At 69.9% G+C, this 20,590-nt stretch carries 15 protein-coding genes; 5 read left to right on the top strand and 10 right to left on the bottom strand.

All coding sequences use genetic code 11. From position 1 onward, the window contains the following. Positions 1 to 1,794, top strand: a complete 1,794-nt coding sequence (locus tag GF068_RS16250; RefSeq protein WP_153820279.1) for a 4Fe-4S binding protein — start codon at positions 1 to 3, stop codon at positions 1,792 to 1,794. 142 nt (positions 1,795 to 1,936) lie between these two features. Next, on the top strand, positions 1,937 to 3,772 hold the full coding sequence (locus GF068_RS16245) for a sensor histidine kinase (protein ID WP_153820278.1): 1,836 nt from the start codon (positions 1,937 to 1,939) through the stop codon (positions 3,770 to 3,772). 7 nt (positions 3,773 to 3,779) lie between these two features. On the opposite strand, the gene GF068_RS16240 is transcribed toward GF068_RS16245, so the two are convergent. Beyond that, positions 3,780 to 5,480 carry an ABC transporter permease gene (locus GF068_RS16240; RefSeq protein ID WP_153820277.1) on the bottom strand — a complete coding sequence of 567 codons (1,701 nt, stop codon included), beginning with the start codon at positions 5,478 to 5,480 and terminating at the stop codon, positions 3,780 to 3,782. A gap of 430 nt (positions 5,481 to 5,910) precedes the next feature. Between GF068_RS16240 and GF068_RS16235 the strand changes: the two genes are divergently transcribed. From GF068_RS16235 to GF068_RS47040, 3 genes are read left to right on the top strand one after another with little or no spacing between them, the layout of a single operon-like run. Next, entirely contained in the window at positions 5,911 to 7,803 is a 1,893-nt protein-coding gene (locus GF068_RS16235) for a serine/threonine-protein kinase (protein ID WP_240806940.1), read from the top strand. A 38-nt stretch (positions 7,804 to 7,841) separates the two neighbouring features. Continuing rightward, positions 7,842 to 9,233 (top strand): CCA tRNA nucleotidyltransferase, encoded by a 1,392-nt coding sequence (locus GF068_RS16230; protein ID WP_338046413.1) that lies wholly within the window; start codon positions 7,842 to 7,844, stop codon positions 9,231 to 9,233. A gap of 52 nt (positions 9,234 to 9,285) precedes the next feature. Beyond that, entirely contained in the window at positions 9,286 to 10,146 is an 861-nt protein-coding gene (locus GF068_RS47040) for a methyltransferase domain-containing protein (protein WP_153820276.1), read from the top strand. Here the strand turns inward: GF068_RS47040 and GF068_RS16220 are convergent. Genes GF068_RS16220 through pseB form a run of 9 tightly spaced genes read right to left on the bottom strand, consistent with a single transcriptional unit; the run spans position 10,131 to position 20,481 of the window. Next, positions 10,131 to 10,871 carry a class I SAM-dependent methyltransferase gene (locus GF068_RS16220; RefSeq protein WP_153820275.1) on the bottom strand — a complete coding sequence of 247 codons (741 nt, stop codon included), beginning with the start codon at positions 10,869 to 10,871 and terminating at the stop codon, positions 10,131 to 10,133. The genes GF068_RS47040 and GF068_RS16220 overlap by 16 nt on opposite strands. After that, positions 10,868 to 11,821: a hypothetical protein gene (locus GF068_RS16215; RefSeq protein ID WP_153820274.1), complete on the bottom strand. Its 954-nt coding sequence runs from the start codon at positions 11,819 to 11,821 to the stop codon at positions 10,868 to 10,870. The genes GF068_RS16220 and GF068_RS16215 overlap by 4 nt, the downstream gene beginning before the upstream one ends. A gap of 25 nt (positions 11,822 to 11,846) precedes the next feature. Beyond that, on the bottom strand, positions 11,847 to 12,467 hold the full coding sequence (locus tag GF068_RS16210) for a pseudaminic acid biosynthesis-associated methylase (RefSeq protein ID WP_153820273.1): 621 nt from the start codon (positions 12,465 to 12,467) through the stop codon (positions 11,847 to 11,849). A 9-nt stretch (positions 12,468 to 12,476) separates the two neighbouring features. Next, the gene (locus GF068_RS16205; RefSeq protein WP_153820272.1) at positions 12,477 to 13,379 is read right to left on the bottom strand and encodes a glycosyltransferase family 2 protein; all 903 of its coding nucleotides are present in this window, start codon (positions 13,377 to 13,379) and stop codon (positions 12,477 to 12,479) included. Then, a complete protein-coding gene (locus GF068_RS16200) occupies positions 13,369 to 14,928 on the bottom strand; it encodes a GNAT family N-acetyltransferase (protein WP_170319515.1) in 1,560 nt (519 codons plus the stop codon). Before GF068_RS16200 ends, GF068_RS16205 begins: the two co-directional genes overlap by 11 nt. Next, positions 14,925 to 16,778: a UDP-2,4-diacetamido-2,4,6-trideoxy-beta-L-altropyranose hydrolase gene (gene pseG / locus GF068_RS47035; protein ID WP_170319514.1), complete on the bottom strand. Its 1,854-nt coding sequence runs from the start codon at positions 16,776 to 16,778 to the stop codon at positions 14,925 to 14,927. Before pseG ends, GF068_RS16200 begins: the two co-directional genes overlap by 4 nt. Further along, the gene (gene pseC, locus GF068_RS16190) at positions 16,771 to 17,925 is read right to left on the bottom strand and encodes a UDP-4-amino-4,6-dideoxy-N-acetyl-beta-L-altrosamine transaminase (protein WP_153820271.1); all 1,155 of its coding nucleotides are present in this window, start codon (positions 17,923 to 17,925) and stop codon (positions 16,771 to 16,773) included. Before pseC ends, pseG begins: the two co-directional genes overlap by 8 nt. Next, a complete protein-coding gene (locus GF068_RS16185; RefSeq protein WP_153820270.1) occupies positions 17,922 to 19,439 on the bottom strand; it encodes a lipopolysaccharide biosynthesis protein in 1,518 nt (505 codons plus the stop codon). Before GF068_RS16185 ends, pseC begins: the two co-directional genes overlap by 4 nt. A gap of 10 nt (positions 19,440 to 19,449) precedes the next feature. After that, on the bottom strand, positions 19,450 to 20,481 hold the full coding sequence (gene pseB, locus GF068_RS16180; protein WP_153820269.1) for a UDP-N-acetylglucosamine 4,6-dehydratase (inverting): 1,032 nt from the start codon (positions 20,479 to 20,481) through the stop codon (positions 19,450 to 19,452). Positions 20,482 to 20,590: the final 109 nt, after the last annotated feature.

Genomic DNA, 20,590 nt, shown 5'->3' with positions numbered 1-20,590 from the left:
ATGGCCGCTCCCGCGATCGTTGGTCCCGCCAAACCCTCGTCCTCGCCCGCGAAGGCCTCGAAGGCCCCGGCGAAAAAGAAGACACGCGCCGGCTCGGGCATCGAGGCGCGCCTGTCGATCCGCGTCCTCGTCTGGGTGCGTCGCGTCTCGCAGGCCGGCTTCCTCGCGCTGTTTCTTTATTTCCTCTTCCAGACCGCCTTCCGCGGCACGTTCGCGTCCGCCGAGACCGCGGTGCGCCTGCCCTTGCCGGTCGAGGCGTTCCTGCTCGCCGACCCGTTCGTCGCGGCGATGACGCTGCTCTCGACGCACACGGTCTACCGCGGGCTCGCCTGGTCCCTCGGCCTGCTCGCCGTCACGCTCGTCTTCGGCCGCGTCTTCTGCGGCTGGATCTGCCCGTTCGGCACGCTGCACCATTTCTTCGGCTGGATCTTCCCGTCCCGTTATTTGCGCGGGAACAAGCGCGTCGAGTCCAACAAGACCGCGACGCGGCAGCAGGTGAAATACTACCTGCTGTATGCCTTCCTCGCGGCGAGCGTCGCGGGCAGCGCGATCGGCGGGCTCTTCGATCCGATCTGCGTCGCGGTCCGCGCCATCGGCCTCGCCGTCGTCCCGGCCCTGCAATACATCACGGGCGTCGCGAGCTTCGCGGCGGGCCAGGCCGGCGTCCGCCCCGTGCAAGGCGCGTCCGACGCCGCCCAGGATTTCCTCGCGCAGACCGTCTGGCAATCGAAGCAGTTTTATTTCCACCACACCTGGTTCATCGGGATCCTGCTCGTCGCGATCCTCTTCATGAACCGCGTGATCCCGCGGTTCTGGTGCCGCGTCCTCTGCCCGCTCGGCGCGTTCCTCGGCGTCTTCGCCCGCTTCGCGCTCTTCGGCATGGAGAAGGACCACGCGAAGTGCACCGATTGCAACCTCTGCCTCGTGCATTGCCAGGGCGCGGATTCGCCGCAGGGGGGCGTGAAGTGGCGCCAGGACGAGTGCCACATGTGCCTGAACTGCGAGAACGCCTGCCCGGAGGACGTGATCAAGTTCCGCTTCCTCCCGAGCCGCAAGAGCACGATCTCGAAGCCGGACACGGGCCGCCGCACCGCCATCGCCTCGGCCGCCGCGGGCGCCGTCGTCATCCCGGCGATGCGTATCGCCGACGTCATCGACGCCAACTACGATCACCGCGTCATCCGCCCGCCGGGCTCGGTCGAGGAGCGCGAGTTCCTCGAGCGCTGCATCCGCTGCGCCGAATGCATGAAGGTCTGCCCCAACAACGCCCTGCACCCGGCGTTCTTCGAGGCCGGCGTCGAGGGCATCTGGACCCCGATCCTCATCCCCCGCATCGGCTATTGCGAGCACTCCTGCGTGCTCTGCGGCCAGGTTTGTCCGACCGGCGCGATCCAGAAGATCACCGAGGACCAGAAGCTCGGCATCGGCCAGAAGGCCCTCTCGATCGGCACCGCCTTCTACGACCAGGGCCGCTGCTTGCCCTGGGCCATGGCCACGCCGTGTATCGTCTGTGAAGAGTTCTGCCCGACCTCGCCCAAGGCCATCTGGGTCGAGGAGGTCGACATCCCCAAGCGCCTGCCCATGGCCGGCGAAGACGGCAAAGAGCCCGGGATGACCACCGTGCACGTCCAGCGGCCGCACGTCGACCCCTCGCTCTGCATCGGCTGCGGCGCTTGTGAAAAGGTCTGCCCCGTCCAGGACAAGCCCGCCGTCTACGTGACCAACGTCGGCGAGAGCCGCTCGAAGACGAACGTCATCCTGCTCGAAGACACGAACTACAACCGACCCGGCTGAGGCCCACCCCTACCGCGCCCGTCGAGCCGCCGCCCCCGGCCACGAATCCGGACAGATCATCCTCGGTTGTTTTGCCTTGTGAGCGTCATCGTTCGTTCAGCAAACTAGTGCCGCTAACGTGGCCAAGAGAAGCGGAACAGCGATGCCTGCGTGGATGGACGGCCCTGCCGCGCACGACGCCTTCCGGCGGTTCTTTGACGCGTCGTTCGACGGCATCCTCGTCGCCAGCGACGACGGCCGCTACCTCGACGCGAACCCGGCGGCCTGCACCCTGCTCGGTCGGAGCCGCGAGGACCTGCTCGGACTCACCATCCAGCAGATCACGCCCAGCCAAGCGCTCGGGAGCTTCGAGGAGCGCTGGAGCCAGTTCCTCGCCGACGGGATCCAGATCGGCGACTTCACGTTCGTCCGCGGAGACGGCAGCACGATCGACGTCGAGTACCGGGCGCGGGCGAACGTCCTGCCCGGCTGTCACGTGGCGTGGATCCATGACGTGACGACACGGAAGCGCTACGCGGAGGAGCTCCGACGCAGCCGCGAGAGCCTCTCGCGGGCCCAGCGCGTGGCGCACGTCGGCCACTGGGAGTGGGACGCGAAGACGGGCGCGTCGTGCTGGTCGGAGGAGGTCTACCGCATCTTCGGCCTCTCGCCCCGCACGGGCCCCGAGCCGCCGCAGACGCTCTCGGCCGTGGTCCACCCCGACGATCGGATGATGATCCTGCACGGCTTCCGCGCCCTCCTCGAGCGGGGCGTGCCGTTCGCGTGCGAGCACCGTGTCATCCGACCGAGCGGCGAGCTGCGGATCGTACGCGTCGAGGCCGAGCTCACGCGCGACGAGGCGGGGCGGCCGATCGACGTGCTCGGCGTCGTGCAGGACGTCACCGAGCTTCGCCGCGTCGAGCACGAGCGCGAGGCGCTGCTCCGGGCCCTCGCCGACGAGCGCCGGTGGCTACGCGCCGTCATCGACTGCTCCCCCGTCGGCATCCAGCTCTGGGAGGGCGAGAGCGCGCCACGCGCCACGCAAAACCGCATGGCGGACCAGCTCTTCGGCCACCTCCCGAACCCCGGGCCGAGCCTCGACTTCTTGCGGCTGCGTATCTTCCGCCCGGACGGCTCGCCGATGGATCCCGGTGATCTGAGCGTCGAGCGCGCGCTCGCGGGCGAGGTCATCATCGGCCGCGAGCTCGTCGTGAAGCGGCCCGACGGGGCGCATATCCACACGCTGGTCAACGCCTCGCCCGTGCGCGACGACGACGGCGAGATCCACGGCGCGGTGGTCCTCTTCCTCGACGTCACGGCGATGAAGGAGCTCGTCCGCCTGCGCGAGGAGTGGACGACCATCGTCGCGCACGACCTCCGCCAGCCCGTGACGACGATCCTCGCCACCGCGTCGCACCTCGTCCGCGCCCTCGGCGAGCCCAGCGTGCGGCGCAAGGTCGATCGGATCCGCGCGAGCGCCGAGCGGCTCGTCCGGATGACCGACGACCTCTCGGATCTGTCGCGCCTCGACACGCACAAGCTCGAGCTCGTCCGCGCCTCGACGAACCTGCCCGTCCTCTTGCGGCAGATCGTCGAGGACATGCCCGACGAGGACGCGCGCGCGCGGGTCTGGCTCTCGGTGGACCGGGACGTGCCGCTCGTCCTCGTCGACGCGGCGCGGATCCAGCAGGTGGTGGAAAACCTGCTCTCGAACGCGCTGAAGTACGGCAAGCCCGGGACGCCGATCGCGCTCCGGCTGCGGCTGCGCCCGCGGGAGGTTTTGATCTCGGTGTGCAACGAGGGGCCGGGGATCGCGCCCGAGATCGTGCCGCGGCTCTTCACGCGGTTTCAGCGGGGGACCTCGGGCGCGTCGCCGATCAAGGGCCTCGGGCTCGGCCTCTACATCTGCCGTGGCCTCGTGGAGGCGCACGGCGGCGCCCTGTGGGTCGAGAGCGAGCCCGGCAAGACGACGACGTTCTCGTTCACCTTGCCGGTCTGAGCTGCGCCTACTGCGCTCGGAACCCTTCGGCGGGGCGGAGGCGCGCGGCGTAGAGGCTCGGCACGATGGTCGCGACGAGGCAGATCACGATGGCGATGGCGCCCGTGATGACGAACTCGAGCGGCCGCACCTGCACGGGGAGCCGCGAGATGAAGTAGACCTTCGGATCCAGCGGGAAGCCGTAGACGAGCAGGCCCTTGCAGACGACCACGCCGAGCAGGAGGCCAAACGTCGTGCCGAGCAGGCCGATGATCCCGCCCTGGTAGAGGAAGATCCGCAGGATCTCCCCGTCCGTCGCGCCCATGGCCTTGAGGACGGAGATCTCCTTCGTCTTGTCGAGCACGACCATGATCAGCGTGGCCACGACGGTGAACGCGGCGACGACGATGATCAGCGCGAGCACGCCGCTCATGAGGATCTGCTGGATGAGCAGCGCCGTGAACAGGCCGTGGTTCAGCTCCTCCCAGTCCATCGTGTGGTAGAGGCCGCTCTGCAGGTTCGTGCTGATCTGCTTGGCGATGTCCTTGGCCTGGTCGATGTCGTCGACCTTCATCTCCACGCCCGTGACGGTGTCGCCCTGGTCGTAGAAGGCCTGCGCCTCGAAGAGGTCGGTGTAGACGAGCTTCGAGTCGTACTGATCGAAGCCGGCCTCGAAGACGGCGATGACGCGGAAACGCTTGGCCACGGGCGGCTTCAGCGATCCGCCCGAGTACGAGTAGCCGATGGTCGGCGAGGTGACGGTGACGCAGTCGCCGAGGCCGAGCTTCAACGTCTTCGCGAGCGAGACGCCGACGACGATGCCCGGCAGCTTCGCGACCTCGGCCGGGTCGGCGCAGAGATCGGGATCGATCTCCTTGGGGATGTCGTCGTCGTCGGGCAGCACGCTCGCGTAGCCGCCCTCCGGCTCCACGGAGCCGACGGGCGCGCCCTCGGGCAGGGCCGCGTCCGCCGCGGCGACCTCCTCGTCCGACGGTTTGTCCGCGCGGGGTTTGTCGCCCTCGGGTTCGTCCGAAGCGCCGAGCTTGCCGGCCTCGATCGCGAGGATCTCCTCGATGCCTCCGCCGCTCGGCTCGATCTTCTCGGGCTCCGGCGCCTTCTCGGCCCTGCGGAGGTCCTCCTCGATCGCGCGCAGCAAGCCCTGCGTCCCCCCTCCCGCGTCGGCGCCCGCGTCCGCGTCGAGCGAGCGTTTGTCCGGCAGCACTGGCACGGGCGGCAGGTCGGGCGCGCTCGTCCGCCGCTCGGGCGGCTTCGCGCCGGCGCGGCGCAGGCCGTCAAGGGAGCCCTCCTTCACCTGCTTCGGCAGATCCAGGACGAACGGCGCCCCCTCCGGCTGCCCCACGCCGAGGCTCGTCGCGGGATCCACGCCCTTCAGCAAGACGCCCGTCGCCGTCGCGTCGCCGTGGGTCAGCATCATCGGGTTGATGCTGAACGGCGCCACCGCGCGCACCCCGGGCACCTTGGCGACCTGCTCCATGATCGTGCGATACTCCCGGAAATCCGTGGAGTATTTGAGCACGAGCACGTGCGCGTTCACCCCGAGGACCTTCTCGCGGAACTGCGCCTGGAAGCCTCCCGTGACGCTCATCACGGTGGCGAGCGCAGCCACGCCGAGCGTGACGCCCAGGATCGCGAAGGCCGTTCCGACCGAAATGAACGCGCGTTTTTTGCTCCCCAGGTACCGGAGCGCGACCTCGAGGGGGTAACCCATCTCGCGGGACCTCTAGCAGAGGCCGCGCTCCGCAGCACGCGCGAGCTTCGGGAAGGACACGAAGGGCGTAAGGCGAGGGACGCGGGCCCTTCGGGGCGGGCCTGAATCGTCGCCCGACGCGCCGTCGAGCCTGGACCGGACAGACATCCTCCACGCTCTTCTCGTGTTCCCCGCGTCCTGCTACGATGGACCCTGGCTTCCCGCTCTCTCTGCGATCTCCTTCATGTCTCCCCCGGACAACGAGCCCCCTGCCGTGCCCAAGCCGCCTGCGGTCCCCAAAGTCGCAGCCGGGAGCTCGCCCCAGCCCGGGGGCGGGAAACCTGCTGCTCCGGCGACGCCCCCGGCGCCTGTTGCGGCGCCGAAGCCGGCCCTCGGCGGTCCTCTGCGCCCCGCGGCGCCGAGCCTCCCGCGCCCGGCGACGCTCCCCTCGTTGAAGAAGCCGTCGATCCCGGGGCCGCCCGCGTTGCCCGCGTCGATGGCCGTGGCGGCCACGACGAACCCGCCGCGCCCCGCGAGCGTCGTGCCGCCCAAGGGCAGCGTGCCTCCGCCGGCGATGCCGAAGGCGCCGTCGATCCCCGCGCCGCCGCCGGTGATCCAGATCGACGAAGAGGAAGCGACGCTCGATCCGGAGATCGCGGCGATCGCGAAGTCGCAGGCCGAGCTCGACGCGACGGCGCGCCGCAGCCGCGTGTCTTCGCCCGATGGCGACGCCCCGCGCCGCCGGCTGAGCTCGAACCCGGAGGACGGGCCGCCGATCTCGCGCCGCTCGTACGAGGATCTCCTGCCCGCGTCGCGCCGCGGCGAGCAGGACCCGGACATCCCGCCGCCCACGCACGTCGACGCGGATCGCGCGCCTGGCTCGAAGGATCCGTACATCGGCACGACCTTCGATCACCGCTACAAGATCGAGAAATTGCTCGGCGAAGGCGGCATGGGGTTCGTCTACCTCGCGCGCCACAAGGTCATCGACAAGAAGGTCGCGGTGAAGGTCCTGCGCTCCGACATGGCGCGCGACCGCGAGATCCTCGAGCGCTTCCTGCAGGAGGCGCGCGCCGCGTCGAGCATCGGCAACCCGCACATCATCGACATCTCCGACTTCGGTGATCTGCCGGATGGGTCGACGTACTTCGTGATGGAGTTCCTCGACGGCAAGAGCCTCATCCAGCTCAACGAGGACAAGGACAAGCGGCTCGAGCCCGAGCTCATCGCGAAGATCGCGATCCAGATGGCGAACGGGCTCGCCGCGGCGCACGATCGCGGCATCATCCACCGCGATCTCAAGCCGGAGAACATCTTCATCATCCAGCGCGGGATCGACAAAGAGTTCGTCAAGATCCTCGACTTCGGCATCGCGAAGGTCGCGACGAGCGGCGACAACAAGCTCACGCGCGCGGGCGCGGTGTTCGGCACGCCGCACTACATGTCGCCCGAGCAAGCCGCGGGCGCGCCGCTCGATCACCGCACCGACATCTACTCGCTCGGGATCATGCTCTACGAGATGGTGAGCGGTCAGCTCCCGTTCGTCGCGGACAACTTCATGGGCATCCTGAGCCAGCACATGTACCAGGCGCCCGCGCCGCTGGCGAAGTACAACCTGGAGCCGCCCTGCCCGCAGGAGCTCGAGGCGATCATCTTCAAGTGCCTGTCGAAGGCGCCCGAGGATCGTTACCCCGACATGGCCTCGCTCGCGGCCGATCTGCAGCGCTTCCAGCAGGGCCACCTGCCCGAGGCCGTCGCGGAGATGGCCACGCGCGACGGCCTCTCGGCCTCCGTGCCCGAAGCGCTCCCGGACAAACCGCGGAGGTCGCCCTGGCTCCGGTTCGTCGCGGTGGGCGCGGTGGTCATGGGCGCGACGCTCGGCACGGTGCTCATCCTGCTGAACGGCCCGCCGCCGAAGGCCGAGCCCGGCGCCGTCACGACGCAGGCCGCGACGATGGCGCCGCCCGCGCCGCCCACGGCCGTCGTGGCGAAGAAGGTCGTGCTCGTCGTCGTCGATCCGCAGGACGCGAACGCCGAGACGAGTTACGCGGGCAAACAGCTCACGTTCCCGACGAACTTCGAGGTCGAGCCGGGCAAACCCATCACCGTCGAGGTCACGGCGAAGGGCTACAACGCGCAGACGATCACGATCGACGGCTCGCTCGAGAAGCAGACCGTCAAGCTCGTCGCGACCGCGGCGACGACCCCGGCCACCACGGACGCCGCGGCGGGCCGCCCGCCTCAGACCTTCAACAAGGGGACGAACCCGCACGGCGCGGGGACCTCGAAGAAGACCACCCCGGGCGGCACCGGCGACGTCGTGGATCCCTGGGGCGGTAAGTAAGGGCCGTCCGCCCCCGAAGCGTGATAAAGCCGAGCGCCGTGGAAGGCGTCGCTCACCTCATCGACAAGGTCCCCGAGGACGTGCTCGGCATCTGCCGCCGGCTGCGCGAGAACGGCAAGCGCGGCTGGATCGTGGGCGGCTGCGTGCGCGACCTCCTGCGCGGCGCGCCCGCCAAGGACTGGGACGTCGCGACCGACGCGCGGCCGGAGGAGGTCATGCGGATGTTCCGCAAGGTCATCCCGACCGGCCTCCAGCACGGCACCGTCACGGTCCTCTTGCGCGGCGTGCACTACGAGGTGACGACCCTGCGCGGCGAAGGCGCCTACAGCGACGGCAGGCGCCCCGACAAGGTCGAGTTCGTCGACGACATCAGCGCCGACCTCGCGCGGCGCGACTTCACGGTGAACGCGATCGCGCTCGATCCCGTGGACGGGCACGTGATCGATCCCTTCGGCGGCGCGCGTGATCTCGAGGCGCGCGTCGTGCGCGCGGTCGGCGATCCGCGCGAGCGCTTCGGCGAGGACGGGCTCCGGATCCTGCGGGCCGCGCGCTTCTCTGCCACGATGGAGTTCTCGATCGATCCCGACACCGAGCGCGCGATGAGCGAGCCGCGGTCGCACGTGACGTTCCGCCGCGTGAGCGCCGAGCGCGTGCGCGACGAGTGGCTGAAGAGCATGCGCGCGCGGCGCCCGAGCGTGGCGTTCGAGGCCATGCGCCGCACCGGCATCCTCGAGATCACCTGCCCCGAGCTGCTCGAGGGCGTGGGGTGCGCGCAGAACAAGTGGCACGCCTACGACGTGTGGGGCCACGTGATGGCGTGCCTCGACGCGAGCGAGCCCGCGCCGCTCCTCCGCGTGGCGGCGCTCCTGCACGACATCGCCAAGCCGCGGACGCGCGAGCTCTCCGACAAGACCGGGGACTACACGTTCCACGACCACGAGAAGCTCGGCGCCGAGATGGCGATGGAGATCCTCGGCCGGCTGCGCTTCTCGAACGAGGAGCGCGACCGCATCGGCGCGCTCGTCCGGCACCACCTGCTCTGTTACGACGAGGGCTGGACCGACGCGGCCGTGCGTCGCTGGATCCGGCGCGTGACGCCCGATCTCGCGCCCGACCTCTACGCCCTCGCGCTCGCGGACGTGCGCGGCAAGGGGCGTGACGCCACGGGCGAGGTCGCGTCGATCGAGCGCCTGCGCGAGCGCGCGACGGGCCTGCTCGCGGCGGGCACGGCGCTCGGCACGAAGGACCTGGCGATCCGGGGAAACGAGCTCATGAAGGAGCTCGGCATCCCGCCCGGGCCCGTCGTGGGCGAGATCCTCGGCGCGCTCGTGGAGGTCGTCACCGACGATCCGGCCGAGAACGAGCGCGGCCGCCTGCTCGCGGCGGCGCGGCGCCTCTACGAGGAGCGCAAGCAGCAGACGAGCGCCTGAGCCGCGAGGAAACGCGTCGACGCGCGGCGCCCGATTGGGTAGACGCCGAGCCGTGACTCGCCCCGAACCCCTGCCCGATCCGGGCCCTCTCTCTCGCGCGCGCGCCTACCTCGGCCGCGCGGCCTCGATCGGCGCCGCCATGGCCCGCTTCGCCACGCTCCGCCGCCGCGACGGCGTCGAGAACGGCGTCCGCGCCCTCCGCGCCCTCGGCCGCGAGATCCGCGGCGCGATCCGCGGCCGGGGCGGCGAGCGCGCCTGCACGCTCTGCGGCTGGACGGGCGAGCGCTTCGGGCCGATCTACTACGTCGACGCCTACCGCGAGGACACGCTCTGCTACGCGTGTGGCTCGACCGATCGCGTCCGGCTCCTGCCGCTCTACTGCCAGGAGATCCTCGCCGACTTCTTCGGCGCCGAGCGGCGCCGCGTGCTCGACATCGGGCCCCTTTCGAACTCGCGCCGCTTCTTCCCGGACGACGTCGACTACGTCTCCTTCGACCTCTACGCGCCGCACGCGATGGTGCGCGGGGACATCTGCGCGCAGCCCTTCGCGGACGCGTCCTTCGACCTCTGGGTCTGCTTCCACGTGCTCGACCTCGTCGAGGACGACGAGCGCGCGATGCGCGAGCTCTATCGCGTCCTCGCCCCGGGCGGCGTCGGCCTGCTCGACAACGCGATGAACTGGAGCGCGCCCACCGAGGAGTATGGCCGGGCGCGGCCCGAGGAGGCGATGCATCGCCGCCGGTACGGGAGCGACCTGCCCGATCGGCTGCGCAGGCTCGGCTTCGAGGTCGAGATCGTCGACGTGGAGCGGACGTTCGACGAGGCGACGCGCGCGCGTTACGGCATCCACCCGCGCAAGTTCCTCGCCTGCAAGAAGCCGCGCAGCGAGGCCGCTGATCAGACGCGGACGTAGGCGAACGAGCCTTCGATGTTGAACCAGCCGAGCGCCTGCACGAGCTCGGCGGCGGTGACGCCGAAGCGGGGCACGATGCGGTTGGCGACGGACGCGCGCAGGTAATCGCGTCTCCACCATCGCGCCGTGCGCCCGCGGAAATACCCGTCGACCTCGGCGTAGGAGAGGCGCTTGTAGTTCTCGGAGCCGCGCACCTCCTTCTTGCTCATGTAATCGTAGAAGAAGAGCACGCCGCCGGGCCTGAGCAGCGAGAAGCATCGATCCACGATCCGCTGCTTCAGCGACGGGTCCAGGATCGACGTCAGCACGGCGAGGAGCATCACGACATCGAAGGGCCCGCCGACGTCGGTCGAGGAGAAATCGCCGCTGTACCAATGGACGAGCGGCAATCGCTCGCGGGCGACGGCCACGCTCTCGGGCATGATGTCGATGCCGGTGCACCGCGAAGGATCCGCGCCGAGCTCGACGAGCCAGGTGAGGTTCGTCCCCGTGCCCGCGCCGACGTCGAGCACGTCGACCGAGCGCAGCCGCTCGGGCGTGTCGATGCCACATTCGATCAGCGTGTCGCGTAAACGGCGCTGGCGCTGGCGGAGGTAGAGGTAGGGCCGCGGCAGGAGCGTCGACCACGCGTTCTCGGGGAGGAATTTGTCCCTGTAGAATCGCCGGATCCGGTCGAGATCCTCTTCGATGGCGGCGTCGCTCGAAGGCGGGCTCGTTTCGCTCATTTCTTCACGCGGGAGAAGTGACGTCCAATGTAGGGGAGCGCGACGAACGCGTCTTGCCAGGCCTGAATGCGCCGCGCGCGGATGCGCTCTCGATTCCGCTGCTGGACGGCGCTCGCGCGCGCGTCGATGGCGCGGCGCTGCTCGGGCTGCCACAGGAAGAGCTCACGGAGCTCCTGCCTCGTCCGCACGAAAGGGAGGCCGAGCTCGTCGGCTCCGATCTGGGGGTACGTCTCATCCTTGAAATTTTTCCAGAGCAGCATGGGAAACTCGAGGCTTTGCCACGCCTGATAGAGCTGCCCCGAGGGATCCAGACGCTGCTCGACGCCGGCCGCCGGCCCGTGGAGGAAGACCTTTCGGCCGAGGTGCAGCGCATAAAACGTGGCCGTCTGCGCGCGGTTCGTGGACACGTATTCGTGACGCAGGAGGAGGCGGCGGAGGTCGTGCAGGAAGGTCGGGTTGTTGTCGCGTGGCCCCGAGGTGACGACCTCGTACCCGCGCGCCTCGAAGGGCCTGCGGAAACGCTCCTCCCGGTGCTCGAAGTAATAAAGACACACGGTGATCGATCGGAAATGGCGCTCGATCTCCGCTAGATCCTGGACGTACTGATCGAAGTCGCAGAGGACCCGCGACCTCTCCCAGCCGTGGATGGGCATCACCAGGAGCGAGCCGGGCTCGGCCTCGATCGTCTCTTCGAGCGGAGGGAGATACAGGAAGGGCGCGCCGAGCGGCACCACGTGATCGAGCCCTCCAGCCTTGCGGCAATTCCGCAGGTTGCGCTCGGACCACACGTAAAATGGGTCCGGGAACGGGTGGAGGATGTCTTCGTGCGTGGCCCCCAGGTCGTAGTTCCAGCCGTGCTCCACCATCCCGGGGATGGGCGTGCCGTCGGGGACTCCGCCGTGACGATTGAGGATCGTCCGGTGACCGTAATGGGCGTTGCTCACGAACATGAAAGCGACCGCGGTTCGACGCGCTTCAGGGCTTCCGGAAGAGGTGCCACGTGATTCGATCGAACCCCTCCTCCTGTCCCTTGTAGCCCTCCTCCACCACCACGAGGTCCGGGAACAGCTCGAGGAAGAGCTTCTTGTAGTTGCGCCGGAAGAGGGCCGCGGCCTGGCCCCGCCAGGGCACGGCCACCTCGTCTCGATCGTCGTGGTACTCGGCGCAGAGGAGGTATCGCGAGCTCACGCGGTGCATTTCGCGAATCGCATCCCGGATGCCCGCCGGCGGGACGTGGATGAGCACGCCGCACGTGAACGCGAGGTCGAATCGACCGTCCCGGAAAGGCAGGTCGAAGAGGCTGCCCACGACGAAGTTGCCGCCGGCCCTGGAGGCCCACGCGTCGCGGATGGCGCCGCGCTGGATGTCGATCCCCCAGACGTCCATCTCGGGATCACCGACGCAATCGGTGAGGTTGAGGCCCAGGTTCGAGCCACACTCGAGGACCCGGCGGATCCCGTGGCGCCGGAAAAGGTCATGGAAAAACGCAGGCTTGCGCGGATCGATCGCGCGGTTGCGATCGGTGTACTGCGCGCCGAATTCGCTTGCGAAGAGGCGCTCGACGTCTCGCGCGTCCGGGGACTTCGTCTCGTTCATGGGGTCCTTTTACCTCGATTCGCCCGCCGTGCGGGCAGGGCGCTCGACGAGCGCGCGAAACAAGAGTGGCCAGGGTTCGAGCGAGAGAGGCGCGATACCGAGCGCGCGGAGGAGGCTCCGCCGCGCGCCGTGGGGGTCGCCGCCGAGGAGCCGGAGCCGGCCGTCCTTGACCTCCGTGTCTCGATCGAACTGTCGGAGCTTGCCGGAGCGCCGGTACCCCTCGATGTGCATGTCGCGGAGCAGCTCGCGCGAGAGGCGCGTCTTTTCGGCGCGCGCGAGCGTCGGCTGCGAGGTCCAGGAGCCCTCGTGGACGCGGTACGCGTAGAGCGGCTCGGCGACGTACGAGGCCGTGTACCCGGCCTCGACGATCGAGAGCCAAAAATCCCAGTCCTCGTTGCCGATGTTGAACTCGCTGCGATACCCGGGCGTCTTCGCGAACGCGCTCTTGCGGAAGAGGCTGCCGGCGAAGATGTACTGGTCGACGTAGAGCAAATCCCGATCGAAGGGTTTTCCCCGCGCCGTCCCCTGCCGCGCGCCGAAGTATTCGTAATCGGTGTAGACGATGCCGCACCGCGGATCCGAAAGGAGCACGGGGACGGTGCGCGCCAGGTGCTCGGGCTCGAGCTTGTCGTCCGCGTCGAGGCTCATCACGGCCTCGCTTTCGGCTCGCTCGATGCCGACGTTGCGCGCGCCCGCGCGGCCCATGTTCTCGGCGAGGTGCACGACCTCGACCCGATCGCTCCGGACAGCGTCGGCGAGCGCAGGCGTCTCACCGTCGGTCGAGGCGTCGTCGATCACGACGGCACGCCAGCGCCGGTGGGTCTGGCGCTCCAGGCTCCCGACGCAGTCCGCGAGGAAACGGCCGTGGTTGAAGCAGGGGATGACGATGGTGACGGGAGCGTCACCGCTCATCGAGCGCCTCCGCGGCGGGCGGGCGCGCGGCGCGCGCGTAGACCACGACCGTCGTCCCCTGCACGTCACGCGTGCCCACCCGGCCAAACCCCGCGCGCTCGAAGGCCCGCGCGCTCGCCGTGTTCTCGAACGAGACGAGCGCGACGAGCCAGCCTTCGTGGAGCCGGGTGGCCTCGAGGATCGCCGCGACGCCGATCCCGCGACCACGCGCCGAGGGCGCGAGCGCGATCGAGATCTGGTCTTCCTCGCCGCGACGCTCGATCCGCACGGTGCCCGCGGCCTCCCCGCCGGACTCGACGATCCACAGCGTCGTTCCGGGATCGGCGAGGCGCGCGGCGAACCAGGCCTTGTGCGCCTCCCAGGGGATCGGCTCCTTGCTGATCGACACGCGCCGCGCGCCCGGCTCGTCGTTCCAGACCCACACGCGCCCCTCGTCGCGACGCTCGGCCTTGCGCAAGGTCACAGCGGGCGCGGCGCGCGTGGGCGCGGGCGCGAGGTCCTCGAGGCTCACGGGCTCGTAAGGCTCGATCGCGCGGGCGACCTTTCGCCCGAACGCTTCCACGCCTTGCCGCGGCGACATCCCGTGCCGGTGCTTGCCCGCGCGCAGCATGATGGTGTTCTCCGCCGAGAGCGACTCACCGGGCTCGATCCTCCGCGACGAGAAGACCGTCCGTCGCGCGAAGGCGCGCAGCTCCTCCTCGACCTCGTGCACCTCCTTGCGGCCCGTCCCGAGCGCCCGCTCGACCTCGCGGATCCGGCGGATCATCTCCGTGAGCTCGTGCGGCTCGAGCGCGAACGCGTGATCCGGCCCCGGCAGGCGGTTGCTCAGCGTGTAGTGCTTCTCGATCACGACTGCGCCGAGCGCCACCGCGGTCACGGGCGCAGCGACCGCGTCCCGCGAGTGATCGGACAGGCCCGTGAGGACGCCGAAGACCTCGCGCATCGTGACGAGCGCGCGGGCGTTGATGCTCTCGAGCGGCGCGGGATACGCGGCCGTGCATTGCAGCGCGATCATCTGATCGTTGCCCGCGGCGCGCACCACCTCGATCGCCTCGCCCACCTCGACGAGCGACGCCGTGCCCGTCGAGAACACGATCGGCTTGCCCTTCGACGCCATGTGCCGGAGGAGCGGCGCGTGCGTCATCTCGTAGCTCGCGCACTTGTACGCGTCGACGTACGGATCGAGCAGGTCCGTCGACGCCTCGTCGAACGCCGAGGCCATGAACCCGATGCCCTTGCCGCGCGCGTACTCCGCGAGCTTCGGCAGCCACTCGGGCGGCATCTCCATCGACTTGATGATGTCGAAGATGTTGCGCTCGTCGCCGAGGTAGTCGCTCTTGCCGGCGGTCGGCGGGTAGAGCGCGGACGCGCGGAAGATCTGGAACTTGACGGCGTCTGCGCCAGCTTCGACGGCCACGTCGATCAGACGGTAGGCCTGCTCCAGGCTGCCGTTGTGGTTGCTGCCGGCCTCCGCGATGACGTAGCAGCCTTCGTCGAGACCGACGCGTCGCTGGCCGATGAGGATGCTCGGGATCGATCGCTCCATCATGCTCTCTCCTTCGGGGCTCTCCGCGCGGCCTCGGCGGATACGATCTCCGCGAGCGCGTCACATGTCCGCTCTGCGCCGCGTCCGTCGACGAGCCCTGTACATGCCTGCGACATCGCCAGATGTGCCTGGGCGCCCGCGAGGGCGAAGACCTCGATCACGCGCGAGAGGCGCGCTTCATCCCTCGCGGCTTCGAGATCCAGGCGCGCGGCGGCGCCGGCGGAAACGAGCGGGTCGATCACCGCGCGCTGGTTGTCGGCCACGGGCACGAGCAGCATCGGCACGCCCATCGCGGCGAGCTCCCACGCGGTGCTGCCCGCGGCGGCCACGGCGAGATCGATCGACGCGAAGAGCGCGGCCACGTCCTTCGTGTCGTGCACGATCGCGGGCCTCTGGGCGACGTCGTCCACGGACGCGGCGAGCGCGCGCAAGGCCTCGAGGTCCGGGTGCATCGGGCCCGCGAGGACCGTGATCCGCAGCGGCACGGCCTTCCCGATCGCGAGCACAGCCCGGAGCGCCGGGAGCGACAGCCGCGCCGGATCACTCGCCCCGAACGTGAGCAGGAGCGAGAGCGGCGGCGCGAACGATCGCGCGGGCGCCGGGCTCCTCCGGAACTCCGCACGCAGCGGCGTGTACCTCGCGCCTGCGAGCACACGCTGCGGCCCCGCGCCCCGCCCCTCCTCGCGCCCGCCGGCGTTCGGATCGATCACGACGTCGACGGGCAGGTCCTGCTGCGAGAAATCGTCGACGTAGGCCGTGACGAACGGGCCGCGGCTCGTCGCGAGCCACTGCGCGTCGAAGGCGTAGCCGTCGGCGACGACGACCACGGCCCCCCGCTCCTCGGCCGACGTGCGCAGCCAGAGCGCATCGGCGGCGGATCCCGGGGTGATGCGCGTCGGAACGGCGTGGACCTCGATCCCTCGCTCGGTGAAGCGATCCGCGATCGAGGCGGGGACGAGGCCGAGGAGCGCGGCGCGACCGCCCGCGAGGACCCAGGCTTCCGCGATCGCGAGGCAACGCATCGCGTGCCCCGCGCCGACCTCGGGCGTCGCGTCCGCGCGGAAGATCGCCCAGGCGCCGTGAAGCCGCGCGGGCCCGTCGCTCTCCCGGAACGAGCGCTGTCGCACCGAGGCATTCAGCCGCGCGATCTCCGGGTGCACCACGAGGAAGCGCGCCGCGCGGGCGAGCGACATCCGATCGGGCTCACCCTCCAGTGCTTCGAGCACCGCGCGCACGACGACGAGATCCTCGGGCGTGTCCACCGTGAGGCGGAGATGCGACAGGTCCTCGGCGGGGTGCACCACGCCCGTGCGAAACCGACCTTTCTCCTCGTACAGGTAAGGCGTCACGTGTTCCCGGTGGTAACCCGCGCGGCCCTCGGCGTGTGCACGTTCGAGGGCCGCGCGGGAGAACACCTCGACCGAGAGGCCGAGCGGGATCCGCCGATCGTCGGGCGCGAAGTTCGCCGCGTAGTCGAGCGGAGGATCGGCCGCGAGGAAGGCGCCGACGACACGATCCACCTCGGCGGGATCGAGCAGCGGACAGTCGGCCGTGATGCGCACGACGACGTCCGCCTCGGCCGCGCGCGCGGCGAGGACGAACCTCTCGAGCACGTCGTCCTCGCTGCCGCGAGAGCAGGAGATTCCGAGCCGCGCCGCCTCGCCTTCGAGCACGTCGTCGAGCGGGCGCCGCGTGGTGGCGAGGACGATCGCCGAGAGCCGCTTCGCCGCGCCGAGCCGCTCCGCGAGGTGGTCGAGCAGCGGACGTCCGGCGGCGCGCTCGAGCACCTTCCCGGGGAGCCGACTCGACCCCATTCGCGCCTGCACGATCGCGACGACGCGCGGCTCAGGCACCGAGGACCTCGACGAGCGTGGAGGCGACGCGATCGACGTCGGCGTCCTGCATGTCCGGGAACATCGGGAGCGAGAGGACCTCGGCGTAGAAGGCCTCCGTGACCGGGAAGCTGCCCGGCTTCCAGCCGCGATCGGCGTACGACGGGTGCAAGTGCACCGGCACGTAGTGCACCTGCGTGCCGATCCCGCGCTCGCGGAGCCTCGTCATCACCTCGGCGCGTGTCTTGCCGAACCCGGCGAAGTCGATCCGCACGACGTAGAGGTGGAAGGCGTGCTCCGTCCCATCGAGCCGCCCGAGCGGCTCGACGCCATGCGCGGGCCCGAAGAGCGCGTCGTACCGCGCCGCGATCTCGCGCCTCCGCGTGACGAACCGCTCGAGCTTGCCGAGCTGGGAGCGGCCGAGCGCCGCCTGGATGTCCGTGAGCCGGAAGTTGTGCCCGAGGAGGATCTGCTCCTGGTACCAGGGCCCCGGCGACGGGTTGCGGAGCCGTGTCGGATCCTTCGTGATTCCGTGTGATCGGAAGAGCCGCAGCGCGTCGCGGAGCTTCTCGTCGTTCGTCGTGATCGCGCCCCCCTCCCCCGTCGTCACGTGCTTGACCGGGTGGAACGAGAACATCGCCATGTCGGAGAACACGCACGAGCCGATGGGTGATCCTCCCTGGGTCGCGCCGAGCGCGTGGGCCGCGTCCTCCAGGACCGCGAGGCCGTGCCGCTTCGCGAGCGCGCCGATCTCCTCCATCCGCGCCGGCTGCCCCGCGTAATGCACCGGGATGATCATGCGCGTCTTCGGGCCGATGGCGGCTTCGAGGCACGATGGATCGAGGGTCGCGGCCTTCGGCTCGACGTCGACGAGCACGGGCGTCGCGCCCACGTACCGCGCGCAGTTCGCCGAGGCCGTGAACGTCATCGGCGTCGTGATCACCTCGTCCCCGGGCCCGAGCCCGAGCGCCGCGCAGGCCGCGTGCAGGGCCGTCGTCCCGTTCGAAAATGCCACGGCGAAGCGCGCCGAGGTGATCCGGGCGAGCTCCGCCTCGAAGGCGTCCACCTCGGGCCCCTGCGTGAGCCAATCGCTGCGCAGCGCCCTCACGACCGCGGCGACGTCGTCGTCGTCGATCGACTGCCTGCCGTACGGAAGAAAAGCACTCATGACGACCACCTCGCGGCCAGCGCGCCGCGCTTGTTCGCTATCCACGCCCGCTCCTCGTCCGTCAGGAAGCCCGTGGCCGCGAGCAGGACCGGGGCCGCGAGTGTGATGCCGAGCTTCAGACCGAGCTCCGCGGCGAGCGAGAACCTGCCGTCGACCAGCGCCGCGGCCAAGGCCACGATCGACGCGACCACGAACATCCGCGCGAGCCGCCCCTTCTCGTAGGGCAGACGCGCGCTCCGCGACCCCGCCCAGAAGAGGAGCGCCAGGATCGCGTAGCTCGCCAGCGTCGCCCACGCCGCGCCCACGATCCCGAGCTTCGGGAGCAGCCACACGTTGAGCCCGATGTTCGCCGCGCCCGCGAGGAACGTGAGGACCGGGATGATCCGCGTCCGCGACGCGTGAAAGAGCGCGTTCACGTGCACGAGATAGACGGCGTGCATCGGCGCGGCAAGCGAGAGGATCATCGTGAGCGGCGCCGCCTCCGTGAAGCGGGACGAGTAGAGCGTCCGGACGACCGTCGGCGCGAAGATCACGAAGCCAAGCGTCGCGGCCGACACCGTGAGCAAGAAGAGCGTGATCGCGCGGCCCACGAAGCCCTCCTCGCTCGGCTTGCCGTGCGCCCGCATGAACTGCGGCACGTACGCGCCGTTGACCGACTGGTTGATCATGAAGAGCGTCGTCGTCGACCCGTACGCGACCGTGTAGAGGCCGACCGCGTCGCGCCCGAGGTACGTCTCGATGAGCAGCCGATCGGCCGCCTCCAGGGCCCAGTGGCTCGACAGGTGGACCACCATCGGCAAGCCGAAGACGAGCGCGCGCCCGAGCACCGTCGGGTCGAACGCGAAGCCGAACGAGCGGTACGCGAAACGCAGGTGGACCCAGAGCATGATCGTCGGGCCCACGGCCTGCGCGACGTAGACCGACATCACGCCGAGCTCCGAGAGGTAGAGCAGCCCGAACATGATGGCGTTCGTCAGGAGCGCGCTCACGATGCGCACGCCGATGAGCTTCTTCGCGCGCTCCTGCGCCCCCCAGACCGTCTGCGCCACGGCGATCAGCGTGTTGCAGAGCAGCGCGTACGCGACGAACCGGCCGTACGGCGCGTAGGGCACGTTCGTGAAGACGCGGGCGTAGATGGCGGGCCCAAACAACTCCTGCGCCGCCGTGAGCAGGAGCGCCCAGCCGAGGAGGAACGTGTTGATGGTGCCGATCGCACGCCGCTGGGCGCCCGGGTCCCGCTCGACGTCGAAGAACATGCGGTTGACGGCGCTGTCGAGGCCGAGGCGGTATCCGTTCGCGAGCAGGTTCGTCGTGGTGCGCGTGAGGCCGAGCAGGCCGAAGTCCGCCCGCGTGAGCAGGTACGAGAGCAGCGGGTCGGCGCCGAAGGAGATGAGCGAGACGACGAGCTGTCCGAAGCCGTAGATCGACGCGTTTCGAAAGAGCCTCGTGATGCTCGAACCGAGCGGCGCCGCGGCGGCCCGCTTGTCGGCCTCTGCATCGAGCTCGGCGCCCATGAGCGGGATCTCAGGCGGCGCAGTGCGCGGGCAAGAAACCCAGGCTGCGGAGCAGGTCGCGCAGCTCCTCGACGCCCGGCCGGTGCGGCGCGTTCGCGCTCGTGTAGCAGAAATCCTCGGCCACGCGGCTGCCCTCGTGGTGCGCGCCGCCCCACCACGGGAAGCTCGGCTCGATCACGTACACCTTGCCCGTGTCGACGACCTGCCGCGCCTCGTCGGCGGTGATCAGCGCCTCGTGCAGCTTCTCGCCGGGCCGGATGCCCACGATGCGCTTCCTGCACTCGGGCGCGAGCGCCTCGACGAGCGTCGCGAGATCGGTCGCCGGGATCTGCGGGACGAACACCTCGCCGCCCTTGCCCGCGGCGGCCGCGTGCAGGCAGAGATCGAGCGCCTGATCCATGGAGATCCAGAAGCGCGTCATCCGCGGATCGGTGATCGTGATCTCGCCCTTCTCGCGCTGCGCGAGGAACAGCGGCACGACGGAGCCCTTGCTCCCCACGACGTTGCCGTATCGGACGACGGCGAACGACGTGCCCCGCGAGGCGCCGCGGTAGCTGTTCGCCGCGACGAAGAGCTTCTCCATGCAGAGCTTCGTCGCGCCGTAGAGGTTCACCGGGTTGACGGCCTTGTCGGTCGAGAGCGCGATGACGCGCTCGACGCCCCGCTCGAGGGCCGCGTCGATCACGTTCTCGGCGCCGCTGATGTTCGTGCGGATCGCCTCGATCGGGTTGTACTCGGCGAGCGGCACGTGCTTCATCGCCGCCGAGTGGAACACGACGTCCACGCCCTCGAACGCGCGCCGCAGCCGATCCTTGTCGCGCACGTCGCCCACGAAATAACGCAGCCGCGGATCGTCGAGCGTCTGCTGCATCTGGTAATGCTTCTGCTCGTCCCGGCTGAAGACGATCACCTTGCGCGGCGATCCCTCGGCGAGCAGGCGACGCACCATCGCGGTGCCAAACGAACCCGTGCCGCCGGTCACGAGGACGACCTTGCCCTCGAGATTGGGCGAGACATCACCGAACGCGAGCTTCCGTTTCAACGCGCCTTCTCCTCGGAACGCCCGCGCCTCGAAGAGAACGCGAGCCAAAGCATCGCCCCCGACGTAGCACGACGCTCATGCCATGACGAGGCCGGAGGTGCGGCTCGTC

It is taken from the genome of Polyangium spumosum (genome assembly GCF_009649845.1).
Lineage (GTDB): Bacteria > Myxococcota_A > Polyangia > Polyangiales > Polyangiaceae > Polyangium > Polyangium spumosum.
The sequence above is the reverse complement of the archived record's forward strand: the minus strand, read 5'-3'. Positions and strand labels throughout refer to the sequence as shown.

Coding starts and splice junctions, on each gene's coding strand:
- GF068_RS16200 (WP_170319515.1), bottom strand. CDS start 14,928: ATGATGGAGCGATCGATCCCGAGCATCCTCATCGGCCAGCGACGCGTC.
- GF068_RS16240 (WP_153820277.1), bottom strand. CDS start 5,480: ATGGGTTACCCCCTCGAGGTCGCGCTCCGGTACCTGGGGAGCAAAAAA.
- pseC (WP_153820271.1), bottom strand. CDS start 17,925: ATGAGTGCTTTTCTTCCGTACGGCAGGCAGTCGATCGACGACGACGAC.
- GF068_RS16220 (WP_153820275.1), bottom strand. CDS start 10,871: ATGAGCGAAACGAGCCCGCCTTCGAGCGACGCCGCCATCGAAGAGGAT.
- GF068_RS16245 (WP_153820278.1), top strand. CDS start 1,937: ATGCCTGCGTGGATGGACGGCCCTGCCGCGCACGACGCCTTCCGGCGG.
- GF068_RS16210 (WP_153820273.1), bottom strand. CDS start 12,467: ATGAACGAGACGAAGTCCCCGGACGCGCGAGACGTCGAGCGCCTCTTC.
- GF068_RS16185 (WP_153820270.1), bottom strand. CDS start 19,439: ATGGGCGCCGAGCTCGATGCAGAGGCCGACAAGCGGGCCGCCGCGGCG.
- GF068_RS16205 (WP_153820272.1), bottom strand. CDS start 13,379: ATGAGCGGTGACGCTCCCGTCACCATCGTCATCCCCTGCTTCAACCAC.
- GF068_RS16215 (WP_153820274.1), bottom strand. CDS start 11,821: ATGTTCGTGAGCAACGCCCATTACGGTCACCGGACGATCCTCAATCGT.
- GF068_RS16250 (WP_153820279.1), top strand. CDS start 1: ATGGCCGCTCCCGCGATCGTTGGTCCCGCCAAACCCTCGTCCTCGCCC.